General features: G+C 33.0%; 25 protein-coding genes, 1 pseudogene and 1 riboswitch. Of the genes and pseudogenes, 9 read left to right on the plus strand and 17 right to left on the minus strand.

Translation table 11 applies throughout. From position 1 onward, the window contains the following. Window positions 1-118 precede the first annotated feature (118 nt). Window positions 119-1,441, plus strand: coding sequence for an MFS transporter (locus ACFX40_RS25065; protein WP_377256872.1), 1,323 nt, complete (start codon window positions 119-121; stop codon window positions 1,439-1,441). A gap of 324 nt (window positions 1,442-1,765) precedes the next feature. Here ACFX40_RS25065 and ACFX40_RS25070 read toward each other — a convergent pair whose 3' ends face one another. Further along, complete coding sequence (locus tag ACFX40_RS25070) at window positions 1,766-3,511, minus strand: sigma-54 interaction domain-containing protein (RefSeq protein ID WP_377256875.1); 1,746 nt, start codon at window positions 3,509-3,511, stop codon at window positions 1,766-1,768. A 349-nt stretch (window positions 3,512-3,860) separates the two neighbouring features. On the opposite strand from ACFX40_RS25070, the gene ACFX40_RS25075 reads away from it, so the two are divergent. Together ACFX40_RS25075 and ACFX40_RS25080 are read left to right on the plus strand one after the other, a co-directional pair. Further along, window positions 3,861-4,628 (plus strand): glucose 1-dehydrogenase, encoded by a 768-nt coding sequence (locus ACFX40_RS25075; protein WP_377256878.1) that lies wholly within the window; start codon window positions 3,861-3,863, stop codon window positions 4,626-4,628. A 282-nt stretch (window positions 4,629-4,910) separates the two neighbouring features. Then, window positions 4,911-5,915: a zinc-dependent alcohol dehydrogenase gene (locus ACFX40_RS25080; RefSeq protein ID WP_377256881.1), complete on the plus strand. Its 1,005-nt coding sequence runs from the start codon at window positions 4,911-4,913 to the stop codon at window positions 5,913-5,915. Window positions 5,916-6,069: 154 nt separating this feature from the next. On the opposite strand, the gene ACFX40_RS25085 is transcribed toward ACFX40_RS25080, so the two are convergent. Next, window positions 6,070-6,267: an IDEAL domain-containing protein gene (locus ACFX40_RS25085; RefSeq protein WP_377256884.1), complete on the minus strand. Its 198-nt coding sequence runs from the start codon at window positions 6,265-6,267 to the stop codon at window positions 6,070-6,072. A 1,210-nt stretch (window positions 6,268-7,477) separates the two neighbouring features. Here ACFX40_RS25085 and ACFX40_RS25090 point away from each other — a divergent pair. Continuing rightward, entirely contained in the window at window positions 7,478-7,750 is a 273-nt protein-coding gene (locus tag ACFX40_RS25090; RefSeq protein ID WP_377256887.1) for an HU family DNA-binding protein, read from the plus strand. 95 nt (window positions 7,751-7,845) lie between these two features. Here ACFX40_RS25090 and ACFX40_RS25095 read toward each other — a convergent pair whose 3' ends face one another. Further along, window positions 7,846-7,992, minus strand: a complete 147-nt coding sequence (locus tag ACFX40_RS25095; RefSeq protein WP_162837702.1) for a hypothetical protein — start codon at window positions 7,990-7,992, stop codon at window positions 7,846-7,848. Window positions 7,993-8,474: 482 nt separating this feature from the next. On the opposite strand from ACFX40_RS25095, the gene ACFX40_RS25100 reads away from it, so the two are divergent. Continuing rightward, complete coding sequence (locus ACFX40_RS25100; RefSeq protein ID WP_377256890.1) at window positions 8,475-8,666, plus strand: anti-repressor SinI family protein; 192 nt, start codon at window positions 8,475-8,477, stop codon at window positions 8,664-8,666. Between the two features lie 109 nt (window positions 8,667-8,775). Beyond that, a riboswitch (cyclic di-GMP riboswitch) is annotated at window positions 8,776-8,860 on the minus strand. A gap of 419 nt (window positions 8,861-9,279) precedes the next feature. Here ACFX40_RS25100 and ACFX40_RS25105 read toward each other — a convergent pair. Then, window positions 9,280-9,819, minus strand: coding sequence for a DUF1697 domain-containing protein (locus ACFX40_RS25105; protein WP_377257057.1), 540 nt, complete (start codon window positions 9,817-9,819; stop codon window positions 9,280-9,282). A gap of 40 nt (window positions 9,820-9,859) precedes the next feature. After that, on the minus strand, window positions 9,860-10,378 hold the full coding sequence (locus tag ACFX40_RS25110; RefSeq protein ID WP_377256893.1) for a DinB family protein: 519 nt from the start codon (window positions 10,376-10,378) through the stop codon (window positions 9,860-9,862). Window positions 10,379-10,562: 184 nt separating this feature from the next. On the opposite strand from ACFX40_RS25110, the gene ACFX40_RS25115 reads away from it, so the two are divergent. Together ACFX40_RS25115 and ACFX40_RS25120 are read left to right on the plus strand one after the other, a co-directional pair. After that, entirely contained in the window at window positions 10,563-10,703 is a 141-nt protein-coding gene (locus tag ACFX40_RS25115; RefSeq protein WP_081715163.1) for an FbpB family small basic protein, read from the plus strand. A 644-nt stretch (window positions 10,704-11,347) separates the two neighbouring features. After that, on the plus strand, window positions 11,348-11,779 hold the full coding sequence (locus tag ACFX40_RS25120) for a VOC family protein (RefSeq protein WP_377256896.1): 432 nt from the start codon (window positions 11,348-11,350) through the stop codon (window positions 11,777-11,779). Window positions 11,780-12,129: 350 nt separating this feature from the next. On the opposite strand, the gene ACFX40_RS25125 is transcribed toward ACFX40_RS25120, so the two are convergent. The 10 genes and pseudogenes from ACFX40_RS25125 to ACFX40_RS25175 form a co-directional block, all read right to left on the minus strand. Then, window positions 12,130-12,510 carry a hypothetical protein gene (locus ACFX40_RS25125; protein WP_377256899.1) on the minus strand — a complete coding sequence of 127 codons (381 nt, stop codon included), beginning with the start codon at window positions 12,508-12,510 and terminating at the stop codon, window positions 12,130-12,132. Window positions 12,511-12,527: 17 nt separating this feature from the next. Beyond that, window positions 12,528-13,712, minus strand: a complete 1,185-nt coding sequence (locus ACFX40_RS25130; RefSeq protein ID WP_377256902.1) for an Alp7A family actin-like protein — start codon at window positions 13,710-13,712, stop codon at window positions 12,528-12,530. A 559-nt stretch (window positions 13,713-14,271) separates the two neighbouring features. Then, window positions 14,272-14,478 (minus strand): hypothetical protein, encoded by a 207-nt coding sequence (locus ACFX40_RS25135; protein WP_377256905.1) that lies wholly within the window; start codon window positions 14,476-14,478, stop codon window positions 14,272-14,274. 47 nt (window positions 14,479-14,525) lie between these two features. Then, window positions 14,526-14,873: a hypothetical protein gene (locus ACFX40_RS25140; RefSeq protein WP_055992262.1), complete on the minus strand. Its 348-nt coding sequence runs from the start codon at window positions 14,871-14,873 to the stop codon at window positions 14,526-14,528. Between the two features lie 217 nt (window positions 14,874-15,090). Further along, a complete protein-coding gene (locus ACFX40_RS25145) occupies window positions 15,091-15,405 on the minus strand; it encodes a hypothetical protein (RefSeq protein ID WP_377256908.1) in 315 nt (104 codons plus the stop codon). A gap of 377 nt (window positions 15,406-15,782) precedes the next feature. Then, complete coding sequence (locus tag ACFX40_RS25150; RefSeq protein WP_211079381.1) at window positions 15,783-15,932, minus strand: phosphoesterase; 150 nt, start codon at window positions 15,930-15,932, stop codon at window positions 15,783-15,785. 126 nt (window positions 15,933-16,058) lie between these two features. Continuing rightward, on the minus strand, window positions 16,059-16,238 hold the full coding sequence (locus ACFX40_RS25155; protein WP_025751503.1) for a hypothetical protein: 180 nt from the start codon (window positions 16,236-16,238) through the stop codon (window positions 16,059-16,061). Window positions 16,239-16,900: 662 nt separating this feature from the next. Beyond that, window positions 16,901-17,218, minus strand: a complete 318-nt coding sequence (locus ACFX40_RS25160) for a hypothetical protein (protein ID WP_377256911.1) — start codon at window positions 17,216-17,218, stop codon at window positions 16,901-16,903. A 1,774-nt stretch (window positions 17,219-18,992) separates the two neighbouring features. Beyond that, window positions 18,993-19,202 (minus strand): annotated as a pseudogene (locus ACFX40_RS25165) (transposase); the annotation flags it as partial. Between the two features lie 420 nt (window positions 19,203-19,622). Continuing rightward, the gene (locus tag ACFX40_RS25175; RefSeq protein WP_197227541.1) at window positions 19,623-21,038 is read right to left on the minus strand and encodes an MFS transporter; all 1,416 of its coding nucleotides are present in this window, start codon (window positions 21,036-21,038) and stop codon (window positions 19,623-19,625) included. Between the two features lie 520 nt (window positions 21,039-21,558). Between ACFX40_RS25175 and ACFX40_RS25180 the strand changes: the two genes are divergently transcribed. After that, a complete protein-coding gene (locus ACFX40_RS25180; protein WP_377256917.1) occupies window positions 21,559-21,864 on the plus strand; it encodes an STAS domain-containing protein in 306 nt (101 codons plus the stop codon). A 362-nt stretch (window positions 21,865-22,226) separates the two neighbouring features. On the opposite strand, the gene ACFX40_RS25185 is transcribed toward ACFX40_RS25180, so the two are convergent. Beyond that, on the minus strand, window positions 22,227-23,063 hold the full coding sequence (locus ACFX40_RS25185; protein WP_377256920.1) for an STAS domain-containing protein: 837 nt from the start codon (window positions 23,061-23,063) through the stop codon (window positions 22,227-22,229). 208 nt (window positions 23,064-23,271) lie between these two features. Then, window positions 23,272-23,583, minus strand: a complete 312-nt coding sequence (locus tag ACFX40_RS25190) for a hypothetical protein (RefSeq protein ID WP_377256923.1) — start codon at window positions 23,581-23,583, stop codon at window positions 23,272-23,274. A gap of 315 nt (window positions 23,584-23,898) precedes the next feature. Between ACFX40_RS25190 and ACFX40_RS25195 the strand changes: the two genes are divergently transcribed. After that, window positions 23,899-24,138: a hypothetical protein gene (locus tag ACFX40_RS25195; RefSeq protein ID WP_377256926.1), complete on the plus strand. Its 240-nt coding sequence runs from the start codon at window positions 23,899-23,901 to the stop codon at window positions 24,136-24,138. The last annotated feature ends 155 nt before the right edge of the window (window positions 24,139-24,293 follow it).

Raw genomic sequence — 24,293 nt, forward strand, 5'->3', positions numbered from 1 at the left:
TTGAATGAGCTAGAAATCAAACATCCTGTACAACATAATTTTAATAATAAAAATAGGCTAACATATCTGCATTATTGTTTGGAAACGCTTTCTTAACTAATTTTTTTGGGGGTATAAAATGGATTTTCAAGAGAAAAAGGATGAAGCTCTTCGTAAAAAACAAGTAAAAAAAGCAGCGATTGCAAGTATTGTAGGAACCTCTATTGAATGGTATGACTTTTTTCTATATGGAACTATGGCAGCGTTAGTTTTTCCAAAGCTATTTTTTCCAGAATCTGATTCTTATATCGGCGTATTGCAGGCATTTACAACTCTTTTTATTGGGTTCCTTGCCAGGCCTATTGGAGCTATGATATTTGGTAATTACGGAGACCGAATTGGACGAAAAGCAACCCTAGTTATCACACTTCTGTTGATGGGTATTAGTAGTACACTAATAGGCCTGTTGCCTACTTACGAAAATATTGGCATTTGGGCGTCTGTTTTCCTCGTATTATTAAGATTCATTCAAGGAATTGGTGTTGGGGGTGAATGGGGAGGATCAGTTGTCCTTTCTATAGAGTGGAGTTCTAAAAAACACCGTGGATTAATGGGAAGTATGACTCAATTAGGTGTTCCGATTGGACTTTTAGTATCAACATGTGTTGTTTCAATTTGTATATTTTTTACTGGTGATAGCTTTGAGTCATGGGGATGGAGAATTCCTTTTCTAATAAGTATTTTACTTGTAGGTGTTGGTCTCTTTATCCGTCTAGGTATTAAAGAATCCCCACAATTCTCAAAAATGAAAGAAGAAAATCTTGTAGCTAAACGACCTGTTCTGGAAGTTATTAAAGAACATCCAAAAACTATTATGCTCGCTGCCTTTTCTCGTTTATCAGAACAAGTACCTTTCTATCTCTTTACAACTTTCGTTATTTCTTATGGGACGGAACAAATTAATTTAGATAAACAATTTCTTACGAATACCGTTTTACTTGTTTCAGTTGCATATCTTTTTGTTGTCCCTCTTTCTGCTTATTTATCAGATAAATTCGGCCGCAAAAAAATGTACTTTATTGGAAGTTCAATCACGCTCTTATTTGCATTTCCTTACTTTTATCTTTTGAATACTGGGGTATCTTCCTTAATCATTCTAGCTATTGCGATTTCAGGTATAGGTCCTGGCATGGTATATGGTCCACAAGCTGCCATGATTGCAGAGAATTTTCCACTTCACCTTCGTTATAGTGGATCATCATTAGCTTATCAATTGGCTTCTATTATTGGAGGAGGGATTGCTCCTATGATTTCCCTTTTTCTCTTCCATGAATTCGGAAGCACAACACCGATCAGCCTGTACATCATTCTCTGTTGTATTATTGCTATTGTTTCTGTTTCACAATTTAAAGGAGCAGGACAAGCGAAAGATGATAATCATGATATAAAACAGACAATGTAAATAAAAAATATTTTTTTAGAGAGATATAATTTTATAATCGAAACTTAAGAGGTTCTGGTGCGAATTCACACTAGAACCTCTTTTACAATTGGAATTATTACACCCGAAATTTTTTTGATTGACTGATTATTTGTAGATTATCATCGAAAATAACAATATAGAAACACTCTTTACTACCTTATTAACTAATGGATATATAATGATGTTTATATTTCGTTGACTTAAATTGCTAAGGTATTTAATCTTTGCAATCATGCACAAATTTGCATTTTCGCACACACTATACATCATTAAAGCTACTAATGGGTTAGTAAAAGTATTTATTTACTTAATAAGATTGAGCCCTATTTTTTTTGCTTTGCGAACTAAGGTTGTTCGATGCATACCCAATCGATCAGCTACAAGACTAACATCTCCAAGGTCTTCCCACGTTGCTTTAATAACTTGAAATTCAATATCTTTAACGATGTCATCAAGTTTTTTGAGTTTTTTGATATTTTTAGATATAGTTGAGTTTTTCGAATCATGTACATAGTCAGGCAAATCATGTACGTCAATCATATTACCATCACAAAGAACCACTAACTGCTCTATTAAATACTGCAATTCTCTTACATTCCCTGGCCATTCATAATTCTCTAACGCTAAGTAAACTCCCTTCGATAAATGAACTGAACTTTTATATTGATCATTATACTTATTAAGAAAATAATTCGTTAATACATAAATATCCTCTTTATAATCTCGTAGAGATGGAAGTTTAATGGGCACTACTGATAAACGATAGTAAAGATCCTCTCTAAACTTTTTTTCGGTAATTAGTTGTTTGAGATTCTGGTGTGTTGCTGCAATAACTCTAACATCTACTTCATTTGAATTATTTCCCCCGACTCGTCTAACTTTTTTATCTTGTAAAAAAGTTAAAAGCTTAACCTGTAAATGTAACGGTAATTCCCCAATTTCATCAAGAAATATTGTTCCTTCATGAGCAATCTCTAGTAACCCTGCTTTCCCGCCTCGTACAGCACCTGTAAATGCTCCATTTGCATAGCCAAATAATTCGGATTCAATCAACTGTTCCGGAAGAGCGCCACAGTTAACTTCTATAAAAGGCTTGGATGACCGACTGCTTAATTGATGGATCGCTTTAGCTACTACATTTTTTCCGCATCCAGTTTCGCCTAAAAGTAGAACTGTAGAATCAACGCCTGCAATTTTATTGATCTTTGTTTTAACGGTACGAATGGTATGACTATTGCCAATTAATCCTGGCACCTCAACGATTTGAGAACGAAGAACTTGTAATTCTACCTTTTGGTTATTGTTCATAATTTCTTGAGCTTTTAAAGATTCCCTTAATCGATTCAGTTCAGTCATATCATAGACTGTGTTGAACATTTTTACTAAATCCCCATCTTGATTAAAAATTGGATTTCCAGTTACTAACCATAGTTGATCTCCATCTTTAATTTTTTGTAACATAGAAACTGTCTTTTTATTTTCAAGTACTTTTAATGTAATGGAATTGTCAAAATATCCTCTATAGACTAATTCGGATACATGACGTCCAATGACCTCTTCCTTGTGTATTCCAGTCATTTGGGAATATTTATTATTGATTCGAAGAGTAAACCCCTTTTCATCTGTGATATATATGCCATCATGGACAGAGTCGATTATCATATCCATTTCATTAATTTCAGTTTGAGATTTCTCCATTCTACTTTGATAGACATACAAAGGCTCTAAAGTTTCTAATAGAAATATAACGTCATTAAAGCTAATTTTCCGTACAGATCGATAATAATTGATTTCATTTATAGAAAACTCACTATCCATTTGATCTATATTATTATCTACTAATTGTTGACTTAAAAAAAATAGTGAAGAATCATGAAAAGAAAAGCCCTTTTTAAAATTAAAGAGTTTTTTCGCTGGGTCATTATAATGCAACAAAGATCCATTTTCATGAAATAACATAGTCGCGTGTTCCATTATATCTATAAATGTATCTAGCTTAGTCATCTTTATTAATTTTTTTTCGAGTTTGTTGTCTAATAATTGATTCATTTTCCCACCCCTTATTAACATAAAAACAGTGTTAAATATAATTTTTATTATACCATTGATTTTTCATTTCTAATTTAGAGCCTTCATCTTGAATAAACTTACAAATTAGAAAGGTAACATAGATATTTTTTATTATGTCATATAGAATTTTTAGTTCCCGTTCGTATAGTCCAAAAATATAAGTTGGTATGGAAATTGCATGTTATTAAAGTGATGATAAATACGCAGTGAGGGAGAAGAGGAAACGGGTTAAATTATTGTGATCTATCAATTGCTTGTTAGAAATAGGACAAATTGAAATTGTTAATCAAAGAAATTCACTTTTAAAAATAAAGGAAGTGTGCGAAGAATGACAGCAAAAAATCTGTTTGATTTATCTGGAAAGACGGCTTTCATAACTGGGGGGACCGGAAGCTTGGGAAAAGGTATAGCTTTAGCCTTAGCAGAAGCAGGCGCTGAAGTTGTGATTTCTGGAATTGAAAATATAGAAAAGTTATCTATTATCCAACAAGAGTTTGAAAATAAAGGTTTAAGATCTTCAGTCATGAATCTTGATGTGTCTAATTATGAAGAAGTTCTAACTCTTACGAAAACCCTCAAAAATAAGTTTAGAAAAATAGATATCCTCGTAAATGCAGCAGGTATTAACATTCGTGGCCCCATCTTGGAAACGACTCTTGAAGACTGGGAAAAAGTCATCAATATTAATCTTCGAGGGACATACTTTGTATCACAGGCAGTAGCCCGAATCATGATGAATCAAAAAAGTGGGAAGATCATTAATATATGTTCATTAAGCAGCCAGATTGGCTTGCCTAATATGGGACCATATGTTGCCTCTAAAGGTGGCGTTGATCAAATTACTAAAGCAATGGCGATTGAGTGGGCTTCTCATATACAGGTTAATGCCATTGCTCCTGGATATTTTCACACAGAGTTAACTGCGCCTCTCTTCAAAGATCCAGAGCGTAGCAAGGTTATCCTGAGTCGAATACCTCAAGGTAGACTTGGTGTTGAATCAGACCTTGCAGGAACTGCTGTTTACTTAGCTTCAGATGCTTCTAATTATATAACTGGGCAAACCATTTATGTTGATGGCGGATGGGTAGCATCTTAAAATGGTTAATCAATCTTATTTCTAAATTACATTGAAATCTTAGGAATGACCGAAATCGGAAAAGATTTTACTATACCTCCAAATTGATATTACTTTCATTTGTTATTTATAAGATAGTTAAAAAGAAGATATAAATGAATGCGTTTTCTTAGGTGTTTTGATATATAAGGTCAGCACAACTCAAATTTTTAATCAGCTAGATAAGCAACATAATTCAAAGTTTTTGTGAAAATATGAAATTCTTCTAATAGGAAAAAAGTATCTTTAGGATGTGATAATTAAATGTTAACAGTTGTTAAAACAGAAAAAGTAAGAGAGCTTAAGGTACAAAATCAAGAAAAGCCTCTTTTAGATAAAAATGAAGTTCTAATTAAGGTCGACTATTGTGGTGTGTGTGGAAGCGACCTACATGCCTATAGCCACTCTAAAGGATATGAGTTTGTTGAAAAACCTATTATTCTTGGCCATGAGATATCAGGTGAAGTTGTTGAAAGTTATGATAAGTCAACCAGTCATTTAATAGGAAAAAAAGTAATTGTTGAATCCATGAATTATTGTGGGGAATGTGAAAACTGCAAAAATGGTCGCCATTCAATATGCGAACACAATAAAGTCATAGGGCTACATTATGACGGAGGAATGGCCCAATTTGTCAAAACAAAATCGATATATGTAAGAGAAATTCCTGAAGATTTGTCCGTTAGTACTGCAGCTTTAAGTGAACCTCTTTCAATTGCTGTTCACGCTGTTAATAGAGCTGGAGAGATTAATAATAAACATATTGTGCATGTGCAAGGACCCGGTATTATTGGTTTTTTCGTTGGACTAGTATGTGTGCAAAAAGGTGCGAAAGTAATATTATCCGGGCTCGAAAAGGATTATGAAAATCGATTATCAAAATGCTCTGAATTCGGTATGATCCCCCTTATTGCTGACAAAGAAAGTTTAACTGAAAAAGTTGATGTTTTATTTGAATGTTCAGGATCAAATGCTGCCGTTAAAACTGGTTTCAAAAGCTTAAAAAAAGGCGGAAGATCAATATTTGTAGCATTATATGAGCAAGAAATCAACTTGTTTTTAACACAATTTGTTAGAAATGAATGGCCTCTTATTACAAGTTATGGATGTGGACCTGAGGACTACCTTGATGCTTTTAAAATATTAAAAAAATATGAAGAGCCACTAAATCGTATTATCGCTCTCTACCCAGCTTCACAAGCAAATCAAGCTTTTAAAGATAGTTTAAACCAAGATGTTCTTAAGGCAGTACTTTCTTTACAAAAATAATTTGAATTCTCAGTTCTAGTACAAATACTTAAAGAAGTGAAAGGTCCCTACTCGAATTAAGACTTAAAAAGCACTTTCAATTTAAAAAGGAGTTTTGCTCTTATTAAGCAAAGCCCCTTTTTTTACGAGTTTCTTCTATTATATATTGCTTTTATCAAGATACAGATTTAAGTTTCTCTGTTAAACGTAAAAAAGCTTCTTTATCTCGATTTTGTAATGTCTGATCAATTTTCTCAAGAATTTGTTTCTTTTTAAAATCACGAAGAGATTTATTTAGTATCAATTGTGCTTTAGTTGAATCCGACATCTCTACTTCTGGTTGTTGAATATCACCCGACACATGATTTTCCATAAACGTTTACTCCTCCTCTTTTTTATATGTATATGTGAAAGTATTCCCTTTTTTCATCTTTTTAGTACTAGATTGATAGATATAATGGAACATAGAATATCTTCAAATACACATATACATAATACCCTTTCATGCATAACCTTTATCATAGATATAAACTCCAATAAGAATGTGAGAAACTATTTATTTGAAATTAGATGTATTTAAAACAATAACTATAAATAGTAAAAAAATATTTAATTTTACTCATTGAAGTAAATGTATAAACTAACTTATAAAAATAAAAGTTTTACCATTTACACTTAGTGACGACAAATATATACTTTTTCTACAAGATGAGTAAATAATAAAACTAATTTTTATAAAGTATTTTACCATTTACTTTAATGGATAATATAACAATAAATATTATCTATATTCTGAAGTTAAAAGGTATTAAAGATTCATTTAATAAGTTATTTTAAAATTTTCTAACGTTTATTACTTTTATTTTGATGTTTGTTTGGATAAATGGGTGTATCTTAAGATACACAAGTAGAAACTATCTTTAACTCTTTCACTCAATAATTCCTTTACAATTTGATTTTCTAAATATTTAAGACAAGTTAACTGAAAAAGGTTAAATTATCCATATCCATCTTATATACTAAAAATGAACCAATACACAATAAGAAAGAGGAGGAAGAAATCCTATGATAAGCATAAAAAAAGTTGCTTGTACTCATTATGGAATAAGAATGGACGTTTTTAAACCTGAGGAAATAATTAGTTTTAATCATTTGCAATCCAGAGAATACCTCACTTGTCCTTATTGTGGCGATATCGAAATCGCTCATGAATGCTAAGAAGGAAAATCAAGGTTTGTAGTTGCTGCTAATAGAGTTCATACTCATGATTGCCTCTCTAAAGAGTCATAAAAAATTAGTCGCTCTAAAAAGATCCATCCTTTTAGAGCGACTAATTCTACTTACACAAAAGTCTTTTCAAAATGGCCTATTTTATAGAAGAAACTCGTCAAAAAAGTAGCCTTTGCTCAACGGGAGCAAAGGCTACTTAGAATTTAGGCGGTTGGGAAATATGATATTAGTTTGAGCTAAATTAAAAATTCATCTTCCTTTTACCTTACCTTATTAAGTGACAAGTGTGTAGAAGCTATGATATGTTAGCATTTCTACATATGATCTAAAATAAGAGAATGAGGTGTTTGAATATGAATAAAACTGAACTAGTAGATGCAGTTGCAACACAAGCAGAACTATCGAAGCAAGATGCTAAAAAAGCTGTGGAAGCGTTGTTTGAGACGATTTCTAACACACTTGCGAAAGAAGAAAAAATTCAGTTGATTGGATTTGGAACATTTGAAGTACGTGAACGTGCAGCCCGTACAGGTCGTAACCCTCAAACAGGCGAGGAAATGACAATTGCGGCTTCAAAGACTCCTGCTTTTAAACCAGGAAAAGAATTAAAAGAAGCCGTTAAATAAATATGCCTTATAATCAGCCCTCTCTAGAGATAGACTTCTAAAGGGGGCTATTTTACAGGGTGAAAAACTTCTAAATACCTACACACAAATATTACCTAATCAAGGTTTCTATTTTCTTGTGTCGTCTTAGAATTTGAGGTAGGCTCTTTGCCAAGTCCAGGTTTCCAATTACCTAACTTGTTTTTTAAGTAATCCTTTAAAAAATCACGTTTCTTTTTTCGTCTTTTATCCCTGTTTTTCATAAGTACTCACCACCTTTAGGTTACTTAATAGGTGCAATTTCTCCTTATTATTATAATTATGTCGAAAAATCCACTCCTTATGCTAAATCTATAAGTGATAAGTAGTTCATCTTACTACTAAAAGGTATATATAAAGGAAAGAAGCAAAAATTCACGTTAAAACACGTTGGGGTAAGGAACGCCATGGATCTTCATGAAACTACTAATAAGCCTGTAAAGGAAATCTGTAAAATCACAAATATAAGTGAAGCTATTTTTTATCGTCGATGGAGAGAATATCACAATATAAATAATGCGGTGAATCCGGAAGAATAATAGAAAGAATTTTATTTTTCACTACATGAACAGCTATGTATAGTCGATTAAAGTAAAGAGGATTAACTATTTAGTTGTAATATAGTGGATGGTCACTATAAAATTAGGGTTTTAAGCTTAAAAAAAACGGTAAATGATAAAAAGTATTTATGTAAGGAGGTACTATTATGAAAAAGTCTATAGCAGTTCTGCCAGAAGAGTGGATGAAGCTAGTTAAAGATGCAATGAATTCAAATGTGAGTAAAGAAGAATTTAAACAGTTTCTAGAAGCAAAATCTCAAGATAACACGATAACAAAAAACATTAGATTGCGTGCCTATCTAATGTTTTTGTTATCACTAGGTTTGTGTATTATCTAAAAATGCTTTTACTTCTTTAACCGATAACCCTACTTCCTTAGCCTCTTGGTCTAAATGGGGCGTTATTACTTCTTTTTTACTGTCCATAAACATAAATTCCTCCAGATTTTCAGGAGGCTCAGCTGTCATAGTCAATTGACTTTAGACCTGTAGCTTTGCGTCCTAGCTTTTCAACTAGTTTGCCTTTATCTGAATGTGTAAATTTATATAAATATTACTACATAATGTATGATGAAGTATGTCGAAATAAGTATTCTTATAATTATTTTCTGAATTAAATAACTATTCCTAACTCCAAAAATAATACTAAGAGTTATCAGCTGGGAAGAGAAGTAAACCAAGCGTACAATAAGGCCTAGTATTTTTAATACGTCTAAAAAGGTGTACCTTTTTGGACTTTATACATCAATGTGATGATATAAACTTTACGTTATATCGTTGATTTATCAATATTTTTAGCTTTTGTTGAATCATACGTACTGTATAAAAAAAGGGGACTTTTATACAAGACAATTTATGGTACTTTAGAATAAAATTTAATTATTTTTAGAAGTACCCTATCTAACTAACACACTTGAGCAATGGAATTACATCAATTTCTTCAAACTACTACTTACTGCATTTCATTTACCATAGTGCCGAGCTTTTTGATTGTTTTCCAATTGCGTGATGTTCCTGGAACACCAACCTTCTGAAGTTGAACAGAAAGCTTAGAATGTCGAATACTTTGTCGCAAATATAAATAAACCTCTTTGCCCTTTATGTAACATTGCTCCATCTCACTTTTATAGTTGAGTAAATGATTTATGCATTCCTTAGAAGGTTCTTTAGCTAACAACGATATATGTACACTCTCCCCCTCCGATAACGAGTTAACTGGATAAGGACAACTGCTAATAATTTGTTCCAATTCTGAAGCTGTTCTTAAAATAATAATGACAGAAAAACCGAAAGCCCTTCTAATCTCTTGCTCCATTTGCTCTTCTAATTGTTCTGCATTTCTTTTAGACTGAAATATAACATTTCCACTTTGAATATAGGTTTTAACTTTATCTAATCCCATATTTGTTAATAGACTCTTTAATTCCTGCATCCTTATTAATTTGTGTCCACCTACGTTAATGCCTCGTAATAAAGCAATATAAATAGTTATTTTAGGCACCTCTTTTGTTTTATTTCATTACTTTGACGTCTTAATTGTTTCGCAATTCTTTAAGTAATTGGAAAATTTGACCTCTATGATGAGATTCATGTTCAATCAAATGGTAAACAACCCACTCAGGTGTAACGTCATAATGTTCAAGTATTCTTGGTCTACGCCAGTCTGTTAAGTCCATTGAACGAAAGTGGGAAAGAAATGCTTCTCGTACCTTATTAAGGCGGTGAAAATGATCTTCTAAGCTTTGTCCCTCGATGTGGGCTAAAGAGCCATCTTCAGAACGAACTGCAAATGAGAACAAAGAACGTATTTCGGGATCCCATTCAGTAACCAGGACCTCTTCATATAACCAATCTGCCTCAATCAATGCAATGTGATACAATAGCGTGCTAATTGTTTGTCTTTCATCAATTTTTTTATCGAGCATACGCTGGCTGATTCCATTTAATTGTACTAGAAGCGTACGGCGAACATCTTCTAAACACCATAGCCATCGACCAATTTCTTCTTTATATTCTGGTAATGAAAATACCTGTAAAGTTCTTTTTTTCAACGGGATCGCCCTCCTCTTAAGTAAAGTACTAACATTCTATAAAAAAGGGAGGTTTCCTTCCTTCAAAGAACATTCTTTTACCTGTTCTCCATTTTATGAAAGCAAATAATTGCTTTATTCCATTTAATCGTTATAATCATACTTGTCTACGGACTAAACTAAACAGTAAGAAAGAAGTGCCATTATGAGAAAGTTAAAACCCTCTTTTCAAAACCTAGTCAATGAAAACAGACATAAAATACTAGAAGATAAAAAGGTCATGGAAGAGATTGAAGAAAAAATTGAAGCTCGCCAAGAGCAGGCAATAAAGATAAAAACGAAATAAGAGTCGAATAAAAACATCCTATCCAAACGGATGTTTTTTTTGTATTGTACTGCCGTTTCATTTCTAGGTGAATTTCTTTTTACAGGATATTTCATCTGCCATATCGAATTTAGCAAGTCACCAGAAAGAAGCTGTTAATATGAATTCAAAAGAACAAAAGAAGTTAGCAACTACTAGGGAGCTAATGGGGAATGCTAAAGAATGAGCTTATTTATTCCACTTTTATGTAAGTTAGTTCCAATTACTTATGTATTCTCATTACGACTCTCCCTAATTTCAGTTTAATTTAAATCAACTTGATAAAAGCTCTTTAGCATACTATTGACTAGAAAAGTGATTAATTTTTCATATGGTATACAACCTGAGGATAGAAAAAGCAATGAACCCTGAGTCCTATACGGATAAGAACTCAGGTTATGTATTGTATCCTCAATAAATCAATGTAACAACAACGCTAAAATAAATATAATGTTGCATATTTTTTACAACAATTTTTTTCTTATCAAACTAACTGTGCAGGATAACCCAATAAATTTGTTGTATAGATACGTAGTAAGTGCTAGAAAAAATACGAACATTAGTTCTTTTTTCAGTTAGCTATGATTTATTGAAATCTAAATAAAATTTTAAAAGAGGTGTTTTTCATGGTTTTAGGAATCTATCCTTATTTAGTTATGAATGGTAATGGACAAGAAGCTATTAAATTTTACGGGGAGGCATTGGATGCAAAAGTTATTGGAGTTCAAAATTTCGGAGAAATGCCCGGAAATCCAGAATTCCCCACTCCTATAGAAGCAATAGATCGTGTAATGAATGCGCATTTAAAAGTTGGTGATACTGATTTAATGCTTTCTGATACATTCCCAGGTCAACCATACCAAATTGGATCACAAGTGACGGTAGCTATCTCCATAGATAGCGTAGAAGAATCAAAAGAAGTGTTCGAAAAGCTAAAAGAAGGCGGGCAAGTAGGAATGCCACTTCAAGAAACTTTTTGGAGCCCATCATATGGACAAGTAACAGACAAATTCGGTGTTACTTGGCAAATTTCAACACAAATCGATGATAATAAGTAATTGATGAGAAGTTAGTTGTTTAACTAAATCAAATATTTTATTGAACTAATGTGCGCATGTGTTCAGTAGAGTACATCTAAATATATTCAATTATATTTTAAAGTAGCATGAGTTCTAGTATAAACGGATGCTTTTTACACAGATATTTTTGTGCATTTAGATAGCGTAAATGTTTATATAAGTAATGTATAAAAAGATGCATATTAAAAAACACCTATCACCTCAAGAATCCTTGTCTTGCAAGTTTTTGTTAGTTACCATAAAGGTATATTATGGTAACTAGAGACGCATACACTATAAAGCTTAAAAACAGAAAAAACCACTAGGATATATTCTAGTGGTTTTACTGTTTAAAAATCGTTATATTCTTCTAAGTCGTCATCGTCTAATGATCCAGATATATTTTCTAAATCTGCAACCTTTCCTTCTTTTAGTTGTGGAACCTTTGGAGAAGGCTCTTCTTCTTTGAAGGAATTGTTTCCTACGAAACCCGTTGTTTTTGCTAATGTTTTTAAATCAGCTAATTCATTCTTGATATGTTCAAGCATTTCGTAGGTTTTTTTGTCTTCTATTGCTTTTTTTCCAGTAGATGAATCATCTAAATCACGTAAAATTAAAGATGAAATATAGTCCCCTAACCTACGCGATTTAGCATGTGTAGCTAGTTTATTATAAACTTCATCACTCAATCGATTTGTCTTAATCGTAAACGCATTTTGACGCTCTGACATCCCTATCACCTACGTTGTTAGGATTTAACGGCTTTCTTTTCTGCTGCTTGCTTCTTTTGAACGTAACCAATACTACGAATCTCTAAGCCAAATAAATTTAAGTGGCGGCTATCTTGGGGAACCTTATGATACTTCTCCGTACGTTCTTCTCCAATTTTTTCACGCATACTATTCATGATAGCTACTTCTAAAGTAGGAGCTACTCCACCGCAGTATACATACTTACGTAGTTTATTCGCTGGTGGTGGCGCAACATCATTTAATTTAGCCAATAAAATTTCCACATATTCTCGTAGTGAAGATTTGATGGTACTTGTTAAATCAATGGATTCACCTGTATTCTCGTTTTTTAATACAAACTTTTGCTTGCTGTAGTTATCAAGAATAAATTGATCAAAAGCACGTAAGTCTGTAAACAGTTCTAGAAATTTCTCTTTACGCAATTTATCAATATGCGCTAAATAAGGAATACCCTCAATGCTTTGGAACGATTCACGACTATTGGCAGCTTTCAACCCTTCGGGAAGAATAACCACATCAATGGAACCACCACCTATATCCACCATCACCGTTTCACATTCTACATATTCATTTGCATCTTCACGATCTTGAAGAGTTAAGTCTTTTTTTAACGCAAAACGTGCACTTTCTCCCTCTTTTAAGCACGCACTTTCTTCTACTACTACCTTTAACGTATTTTCAAAACCAGGCGTATGCACAGTAAATGTATGATCGCCTAAGAAGCGATTGGCCATGGCTTTTTGAGCTGCCCCAAATGTGCTCTCTTTCTTAAGAAGCCAGATTGGTAACATGGTAGAAAAATAGTCAATTTCAATTATATTGTCTTTTTTATTTTTCGCATGTAACGCATGGTAATACGCAATCGCAGCTAAAAAAGTGATGTATGGAATATGACTTGTAATTTTATTATGTAATTTATTAATGTGATTGTTGGCCAGCAATTGACTAGCTGCAATGTCACCTACTAAGAAATAACGCTCTTTCTCTTCACCCTCAATGGTTGTAGAAAGTAAAATGCGCTTCTTAAATTCTTCTGGAGCTGTCACCGCATCTGTAAAGAACGAATCAGCAGCATCTTTTTGCAGTTCGACTACATTCGTTGGGAAATCAAATAGATATCCATCCATAATGTTCATATCAACAGAGTTACCGCAGTCTTTATTAAAGCGTGAAATTTTCATTTATAAACACCTCATTTTTCAAGTTGAACTTATATTCAACTTATTGTACTTGATATAGGATAAATATTCAATATGTGGGAGCAACATAATTATCTACAAAACCTTACATATATCAACAATTATGCAAATTAAGTGGAACTTGTATCCCCTACGATATTCAAATTCATTATCTTATGTACCTTACTTTATATCATGAATATAAAAAGAGTCTGCATCAAAAAAGGACGTCTGGAAAGATCACTGCTGTAGCATTTATGAAGGAAGTAGGAATGAAAAGGCGACATTTTATAATAAGGTAAAAGCTTATAAGGTAGGGAAGTATTCCCCTTTTGTATCTCTATGGTGTTAGACATGCTAGCAAAATAGGTGATGCTTGCTATTTGTAGTTATTCCAATGCAAGCAATAGGTTAGTCTTTTTTCTAAACTGAACATCTCGACACTGAAGTCATTCATAGAAAAACTTTTAGAGGTTGTGTAAGAAAGTAGTAATTCACTTAAGTTCACACATATAGCTCTGGTAAAAACACTCTAATCCAAAAAAGCACCTTGAAAGGATGCTTAATAGTTAGTCTGTAAAACTTCAATTTTTTTCTTGAGTTTTTGGCTTTCTTCCTCTAATTCAATGATTCTATCTTGGAGTTCTTTATTATCCCAGTTATTTTCTAGCTCTTCAGATAATTCCATTCGCTTTTTATGGATTTCAATTCGTTGTTTAGCCATTTCTTCTACCTCTTTATTTAATTGAAATTGTTCGTATGGGTTCATATGTATTCCTCCTTTATTTTTACTTTCAACATAAACAGGCAATCCCTTTAAAATAAAGTCCAGTGAGTGTTGCCCACAAACATAGTGACAGCCCCGAACGCACTAGCAATAAAGCTGAAATTCCATACAGTCCGCATCCAAACTACCAAAGATCCATATGTCTTTCTGAAGGCTACTTCACGCATAAAGATGAGATAAAGTACTGTAAACCCATATACACCAAATGCTACCCATTGGAAAGTTTCTTGAATTTGAGGGGCTACTAAGGCAACTGCTACTAAAGCTACGGTGAAAATGAGGTTCACAACCATAAAAAAGCTTACAAAACGCATCCACTTAAACCCTTTCTCATACAGTTTACCTGCATCTTGGTCTTCTTGTTTTAATTCTTCCATTATTCATTGCCCCTAGTATTTAATTTTTATCTATTATAGCACGCGATATTAGTTTCATTTTTAGATTGCTAGTATTAGTATATTCAAGCTTGGGAAATTAGCTACAATTATTTTAAAGTTTTTACATTACAACCCCATATCGTATTCAACTAAAAGCAGTCAATTATCTCCCATAAATAAAAGAGCAGTTTGCATTTGTGAACTGCTCTTTTAATGACTACTTAGACTGGACAATTGCTTCTTTAACATACACTTTGTAGTCAATAATTGCATCCTCCATTATGGGCAGTTCACCTTCGGAATTGATATATCCAGCTAATGGTTTGGTACTTGCCTCAAAATGAGGAAGCTTTTCATTAAGAAAAAGCTTAATAGTGTCTTCATCTAGTGATAACATGTCAACGATGTCTCCAGTACTTATTTCTTCTAAAGACAGTTCCTTTGCTGAAATGATATTTATAGTGCCCACACATACTAAGTCCACTACTTTAAAGCCTTTATCTAATAGCTCTTTCACTATATCTTTAGGCATCTAAAACCCTCCTTAATACTTACTAATTTTCGACATAAAAAGAGGGATTCCTTTAGAATAATTCCCAGAGAGTATGGCACATGAATATCTCCTATAGATCGATTGATAACTAATTATCTCTTTACAATAAAGAATATTATTATTTACTTAAGATATTTTACGCTCTCAAAATCTACGTATATTTCAAAAGGTGCATAAAAAATAACATAATCACTTTTTATGATACATGTACACATATTGTAAAGTGGAAGGGTAAATATATGAATAAAAAATAGGATAAGCGACCTTACTGTTCGAATTAGGATAGATAAGTCGCTTATTATTGTTTCCATGTAAAGTCTTCCTGTTAGTGGGTTAATTCTATTACAGAGGGTATTCTATGAGATACTTCGAAGCTGTTTAGTTAATCGTAAGAGGGTTTCTTTATCTTTATTCTTTGAAGCATGTTCCATTTGCACCAAAATTTCTGTTTTTTGAACGTCACGTAGATTTTTCATTGATAAAAGTTGATTAAATGTAGAATTCATTTCTTTTATCTCTCCTATCTTTGTGCAAACGTTTTTCTTTATATTCCATACCCATCATTCTTTTCCCTTTAAAAGTTTTCCATATTTAATAAAAAAACTCAGTCAAAAAGACTGAGTTTCTGCTTATTATATGCTATTTACACCACTTTCTACCATAGCATGTTCCCAGCTAGGGAAAAAATAAAGTGCATTTTTCATTAGTTTTGGATGTGTTTGCTTTACTTTTTTCTTTTTTAGAGATTGTCCATTTGTTCCTAAGTACTGGATTTGGGCTTTGACTTCTTCGACCGTCATATCGGCTTGCATAAGATCACTCCCTTTATCAAGTTGACCCTATTATTCCCTTCTTTTAGATAGGTAAAACATATACTTCTAGAATTAGCTTATATTTATTTATATTTAATACAAATTATGAAGAACAACTACAACAAAGACTGCCCATTATGTATAAGCCTTCTACCAAGGATTCTTTCTCCGGAGTATGCAGCTTTTTATACATATGCTTGTCTCAGAAAATAGTCTTTATGAAGAAAAAATATATGTTATTATTTAACTCCAGTTATAGATTCCTTTAAAAAGTTACCATTTCAAATTCTTTTAGAATAATGTTTTTTTTAATTCAATCCAGCTTAATACTATACCCTTATTATAGGGACTAAAAATGTATATCATATACTCCTAAAGAACAAAAAAACTCCCCCAATGCGTTAAGAGAGTTTTTCTGTTCTTTAGGAGTTAGCTAAGTGATGATTCATCCATCTTGAGTAGTTTACTCATAAATAAAGAATTTTATTTGTTATAGAGTAAGTTTTTCTTTATAACTCCTATGTGAATAGGAAGAATAATACTGAATACAATCAAATAGGCAATTATAGAGAAAATAAAAAAGCTCCAATTTTTCATTTTTAAATACCCTGTTTGTATCATTAGCCATTCAATTAGAGTTGATAATAAGGTAAAAAGAAGAACTAGGATCCATTTGTTATTTTTTTGAAGTAGTTTAGATAGATAACAGAAAGTGATGTAGGAATAAAATTATAACTCACAAATTCACCAAGTCCCGTAATTTTAGGGTTACCTAGATCCACCCAGTCTAACATTCTCCCCACTACCGTATCAGAATTCCAAGCTACATAACCTACAACTCCAAAAGTAATATAAAATTCTAACCAGTTAATTTTTCTTTTAGGCATGAAAAGGGCAAATAATAATAATAGAAATGCTACAGAGATGGGAAACCAAATTCCTTTTGCAGATAAATCTAAATTTTTGATGATTGAGTGCATAATTAGATACCTCTTTTTTTGAAGATATATTTATTTTCTCCTAATTATCAAAATTCATTTAAATAATTAGATTTTAGGATTTTATCTGCTGCCTATAATTGTGATTATGGTGCGACAAGAAGTCGCTTTCTGACAGTGTAGCTAACGCTACCCATCTAGACGTAGAGATGATCTCCATCCGAAACGGCATTCTTGGTAACGAGTCTGTCGGTTGCATGAGGAAATGCGGAAACAGGGGACAAATGCATGGTCCAGAATACTGCTAGGAGAAGATAGGTATGGTAAACAAAAGTGAAGGTTTGTAAGCTTCGTAAGGGTTAGCTCAAGATAATGCACAGCTTTGCTTGGGTTTTGGCAAGAGGAAAAGTAGAATCATAATGCTGCTCTGATGCGTCCCGCATCTTGCCTGGAGTAAAGAACCTACCTACCCCTATCGCATCTGTAGGAAGGGAAACTTGGTAAGCCCTATGTCATCTGCGTAAGCAGTAGAATGACTGCAAAGTCAAACGATGTGGCAGAGGGTATGGGATATGAGAAAAAGCGAAAGCCGTTACTCTGAAAAGGAACAGGAAAGCAGAATCATTGTATAACTGGACGGATACTGTCGGCTTTACAGACAATGACAAGCTCGTAAGAGCGCCCACTTCTCATTGGTCTTCAACACGAAAATAAATTTGTGGCTATCTTCCAACGAAAAGGAGCGTGCTGTTATGAATACCTCTCTACGAGCGTCGGCGGACGTCTCGCATAAGGATTGGTACTCTATTGATTGGAGTATTATACAAAAATATGTAGCGAAGTTACATGGTGGAAATAATAAATGGATTCTCACATATCCACTTACTAACATTCAACTGTTAAAGATGTCCTAGATTAAGATAGAACGGCATGTCATGGTAGCCTATAAAAACAGCCTAGATGATCCAAGTCTAAGAGAGTATTGGAAAAAACGAGACCGTAAGGTCTTTAATAATGAAAATACATTGGATAGGATGAAACTCGCAAGAAAACAAGGATATCGTTGTCCATTGTGTAAGCAGGCTCTACAAAATGGAGAGAAAGTTATAGTGCGAAACCTAGAGGTTTCTATAGGTGAATTTGTTAAATTAGTACATGTACCATGTATTAAATAAATAAGTTGTTCGGATAAAAAGAAGGCTTGAGTCGTATGACGGAAAATCTGTCACGTACAGTTCTTAGGGGGCGGACGCTCGTGAGAGTGCCTGCCTACCCGACGTAACTAGATCTAGGTATTATATGTATCTTTAAATACTGTTCTAAAGGTATGTTACAATGTAATTATAAGGAAAAAGAGGTGTGTATAGGTATGTTAACTGCAGTAGTTGTAAACTGTTTCAATTTTATCTTTAGCTTGGATTATAGGGCAAAGAGAGCAGCAAGGTGAATAATGATTAGAAGAAAAAGCGTCTGAGGTGGTTTATATGCAAAGACAGCAAGGTATTACTATACTTTTATTAATGTTAGGTATGGCTTTTAAAAATGTATTTGAGTACTCTCCTTACTGTGGTATGGCTTTTAGAAACAGGAATATTAATAGTTAATTCTATTTATACAGGTAAAAATATAAAAAAGAAAAACAATACATAATTAATTTCAAAAGTACTTAGATAATTATTATCCAAGCACTTTTTCTACCGGGAAAGCACAATATGGTAACTAAGTTCGTATATGATATTCATTAGAAAAGCAGAAAAACTCCCTAGCTGAACTGAATCCAAAAAGTTAGACCCTTTATCTAAGCAGCGAATGAGGATTAAATTTTGTATTCTACAGGGGTCAATCCTTTTAATTCTGCTTTTATTCGTTTGTGGTTGTAATAAACAATATAGCTCTCTAATTTCTGTTGAAAGTGCTCCATACTCTCAAACTCTTGTAGATAGAGTAACTCTGATTTTAATAGACCAAAGAAGTTTTCAATGACTGCGTTATCAAAACAATTTCCCTTACGGGACATACTTTGAGTAAATGCTGATATTTGGTCATTTGATAATGTCACCGTTGAGTAAGATGGCATATTGAGTACATATGATGCTTCACAGAGTAATTTGTATAGGTCGGCTGTAAACCCTTTTCTCCATGTTTTTGGTACAATGCCACCCATTTTATAATATCTGATTTAGTTGCGCTTATTAACTTGGCTGTTTCTCTATATGAGTTGCGCTTATTTAGGTACAAATCAATAACTTTCAACTTGTCTTCAAATGTATGTCTTGACATAAAAACACCCCAATCATTAGAGTTTCTTTGTCTAACAATTGAGGTGCAGTTCACCTTTTAAAAGTTGTCTTTTGTCTTTCTTCTCCCGAGAAATCACGTTTGTGAGAAAATGCTTTTCAGAAACAAGTCAGCTTAAAACGCAAAATAGTTGAGTAGCTACTTTCTTTTATTCCGTTGATTTTTCTTTTTGTTCGGTATGCCACCATAATGCATCTTTCGGGTTTTCAACAGCTTCGTTGTATTCAGATTTAGAAGCAACTGTTGGATAAGAACCTTTTAGAGATTTTCCTGCCGTGTTCTTGAATAAGAATAAAATCACTAAGAACCCGATAATGCTCACAATGGTTAGATAGAAAGCAGGGGCTAAGTTATTTCCTGTTTCATGAACTAGCCATGTGGCAACTAATGGCGTCGTCCCACCAAATATTGAAACAGAAACATTAAACGTCACGGCTAATGTTCGGTAGCGAATATCGGTATAGAACATCGTTGGTAATGTTCCAGGCATGGTACCTTCGTAAGTGGAAAGTAGAACACCTAAAATTAAAATACCTAATGAAATAAAGACTAAACTGTTCAAGTTGATTAAATAAAACGAAACAGCTGACAATAGACTTAATCCACCTAAACCAATTAAGAAAACCTTCTTGTTTCCAATTTTGTCACTAAGCTTTCCAAACATGAAAGCAAGTGGTACCATCAGAATCATGGTCACAGTAATTAATACAGTTCCCACTGTATTAGACAATCCAATAATTTCATTTAAATAAGAAGGCATGTACGATAATAGCATGTAGTTTGTAATGTTAAAGAATGCCACAGCTACAAAACAAACAAACACATCTTTTTTATGATTTTTCAAAATGGATAGAAAGCTTTCTTCCTGGACTTGGTCATCAGAGCTGGAAAGTTCATTTTCAAAAATCGGCGTTTCCTCTAAACTGCTTCGTAAATAAAATCCAATTAGACCTAAAGGTAAGCCAAGTAAGAACGGTATTCTCCATCCCCATGAGGCCATCTGTTCATCCGTTAGAAGAAGAAAAAGCAAACTAGCCAACAGTGATGCTAGGATATAACCCGTGAGGGTTCCAATTTCTAATCCACTTCCAAGTACATTACGCTTATTGTCTGGAGACGATTCTGCGATATAGACCATTGCACCAGCATATTCACCGCCGGTTGAAAAACCTTGAATAATTCTTGCTATTAATAAGAGGATCGGTGCCCATATACCGATTTGATCGTATGTAGGTAATAAACCGATGAGTAATGTGGAAAACGCCATTAAAATAATGGTGGTGGTTAGAACAACTTTCCTTCCTAACTTATCTCCAATTCTTCCGAATATAATACCCCCTACTGGGCGCATTAAGAAGGCAATCGCAAAAGTGGCAAATGTGAATACCAATTTTAGCTCATCATTCCCAACAGCACTAAAAAAGTTTTGACTAATGATAACAGCTAAATATGAATATAAACCAAAGTCAAACCATTCCATTGCGTTTCCTACGCCTGTAGCAAAAACGCTTTTTTTAGCTTTGTCAATATCTACGACGTTAATTTTTTTCTTGTTAAACTTCATTTATATTATGTCACCTCCAAGGCATATGATTATACAAGAATAAGAAGCAAAGTCAAACTCAAGGCTTACTTAATCAGACATACAAAAGCATTTAAACATTCATTATTTTTAAATAAAACAGGGGGGAATATTCATTCTGAAAAAATACTACATACAATTTGTTCCTTTTAGTTAGTAATCAAATATAGGGGTAAAGTTGAAAGACATAGAAAAAAGCTACTGACTGACTCCACCAACAGTAGCTTTTTTCACATAGAATAAGAAAGTTGATGCCTCTAAGCATCCTAAGTAGTTTACCCACAATATACGAATGTTACTCATATATTGTAAATAACTACATGTTATGTAGTTTCAAAGAAGATACCTCATTAGAGAGTAACTTCTTCTTATTATAGAATAACAAGCTTTCAAAGAAAAGTCATGTAACTTGATTGATATACATATCTAACGCAAAATAAGTATAGAACACGGACTCTCTACAGAAGAAATTGTATTTATTAATAAACGATTTAACTATTTGTTGGATATAAGTATCACCGAAACTGTTATAGTATTTGAACAAGTAAAAGATGAAATTATTAAAAAGGCACAACAAGAGGTGTTGAAACTATCGGTTCCTGTCGTCCCCATTCAGGATAAAACTGCTGTTCTCCCACTAATAGGCTCTATCAATTCAGAAAGAGCTGAATATATCTTGGAGAATGTGATCTTGAAAATTATCGAAATGAAAATAGAGTATCTGATTGTTGATTTTTCAGGTATCTTGAATATAGATACTATAGCTGAACGTTACCTCTTTGATATCTACAGTGTTCTTCGCTTATAAGGTATTGAGGAGGTCATGATGACAGGTATACGACCTGAACTTGCTCAAACTGTTGTTAGAAATGGCTTTGATTTCTCCTCTATTAAAACCTATGCAACGGTTAAACAAGCGATAGAAACTCAAAAAAGCTAGGAAATTAAGTTTCCCAGCTTTTTTGCATTAAGTTGATTTAGGATGTATATCATATGCGGAATTAGTATTTTATCGGTACTATCGCAAAACAACCCTAGAGTTATAACTCCAGGGTTACCTTAGTAATGATTACTCAGGTATAAATAAACTTTATTTACTTTTTCAACAACGCTTCTAATTTCACAAACTCATCTTTATTTCTGCATGTAAAGAAAACTTCTCTATTCCTCCTACATGCGGTCGAGTTCTAGATATTCTTTTAACGTTTGCTGTAACGTCCCTTTTGCTTCTGCCTGGTCCTCAAAGGAGATTCCTGAGTGAATCATTGTTCGAACTAGGTCAGTACGTAAACCTGTAAGAACAGCTTTAGATCCCATCATTGAAATCCCAGTTAATATTTTTTGAAAATGGTCAATGACATGCATCTCCATGTTAGCAATTCCAGAAAGGTCTATAATTAATGTTTGAATCTTTAAACCTGAGATGCCCATCAATACTTTCTCCTCAATCGTTTGGATACGATTGAGGTCAATCATTCCGATCAACGGTAGTACAGCTATAGATTGGCTAAGTGGTATAATGGGTACTGATAGATTTTCAACTAAGTCCCTTTGGGAGGCAATTAATTCATCTTTATACGTGGAATAACTAATGAGAAAAGTGTTAAGAAATTGATCGATCTTATCATTAATTCGTTTCTCTAAGGCATAAAATTCTTCACGGCTATTAAAATGGTTATTTATTCGATCATATTGATAGAGAAAATGCCACAATGTTCGCCTAATGGCCTGTACCCATTCTAGTTTGAAGGCAAGAGTTAAGGAATGCTCTGCCCAGGCTATCCCTTCTTGTTGAGCGAAAGCAACGAGTTGTTCTTCCTTTTGCTCCACGACATATAGAGATAACTTTTGAGCATTTTTTAAAAGATCAATATTTCCAGTTTCTAAAATGTCATTAATCTTAGAGGCTACGTTAACCGCCTCTGATAAGAGTTTATCCTGGAAGTTCTGTTTGTTATCTTTAATGAAATCGGTCATTTTCTCTCTCTGATTATAAATAATTTCCATTTTGAATACGCCCCTTATTTGTTTACTGATTATTGTTATCCTTAATTAATAAATATTCCCAAATGAGTTATTATTTATTTTTATTTTCATGCCTTGTACTACCTCCACTACATATGTTTTAAATAAAAGAACAATAAGACTTTTATAATGAATCTTTAAACCTGAATATACCCATGGTCGTGCCCACTTTTTCCAATATGATAAAGGGTTAATGGAGATAATTTTCACTGGCTGCTATCCATTCAGATAGTTCATCAAAAATGTTCTGCACTTGTTCTTTATTTAACGCGTCAACATTCTCCCATGCACTAGAAATATAAATCTCTAGATGATCAGGACAGGAAATGGATTCAGTAATAAGGGCTTTATAAAATAAAGGATTACCACCTTTATCTACTTCACCCTTACATCTATAGTTTTCAAACTTCCAACCATCTTTTGTCTTTTTGAAATGATAAAGGTCCTTATATCCCAACAGAGGACTGTATATTTGCATTTTGAATCTAGATGCACTACTCAACTTCAGATACCTCCTACCTCCCAAAGAATCTCATTTTCAAATAAGATTCTTTGTATCTTTACCCCTAAAACATATATTTTATTTACATCTTTTATACCATATCTATCTGTAATTCCCAACTATGTTGCATTTGTCATATATCGCCTAATCCTAATACAACATTACATTTTTTGTTTTTTTACAAATTTATTTCATTTTTAAAATCTTTATTTCAATTATTAAAGGTAATAACTTATAAATATACCCTATGTTAAAATGGATTAAACTTTCATTTGTAAAATTTTTTTTAATAGTGAGAAAGGGGTTTGATGATACATGACAATAATAAAAATCAAAGAAATGTTAGAAACGTTATTACGATATGAAGATAGTGAAATCACTCATACCTTTTGTAGTGGAAATCATACCTTTTCTCTCAGTTATTCTAAAGAACTAAAGAATTTTCAAGTGAAGAATATTGAAACGGGCCATATTGAACATTTTCCGAATGTGGAGACTACATCTTTAGCTTTGTATAGAATAATAAGTATTGTGAAAAAAGAAGTCACTGAGTAATAATCCATTTTAAAGTTTACATAACAAGTATGATGTTTCTCTTTACTGTTCACCATATCAGTAGGTAGTAGAATGAATATTTGTAGACAGAAAAGCTCCTGATGCCTATTCAGGAGCTTTTCTGTCTTTAGTTACCATAATGTACATTCTAAATA

It is taken from the genome of Priestia sp. YIM B13552 (assembly GCF_042787775.1).
Lineage (GTDB): Bacteria > Bacillota > Bacilli > Bacillales > Bacillaceae_H > Priestia > Priestia megaterium_E.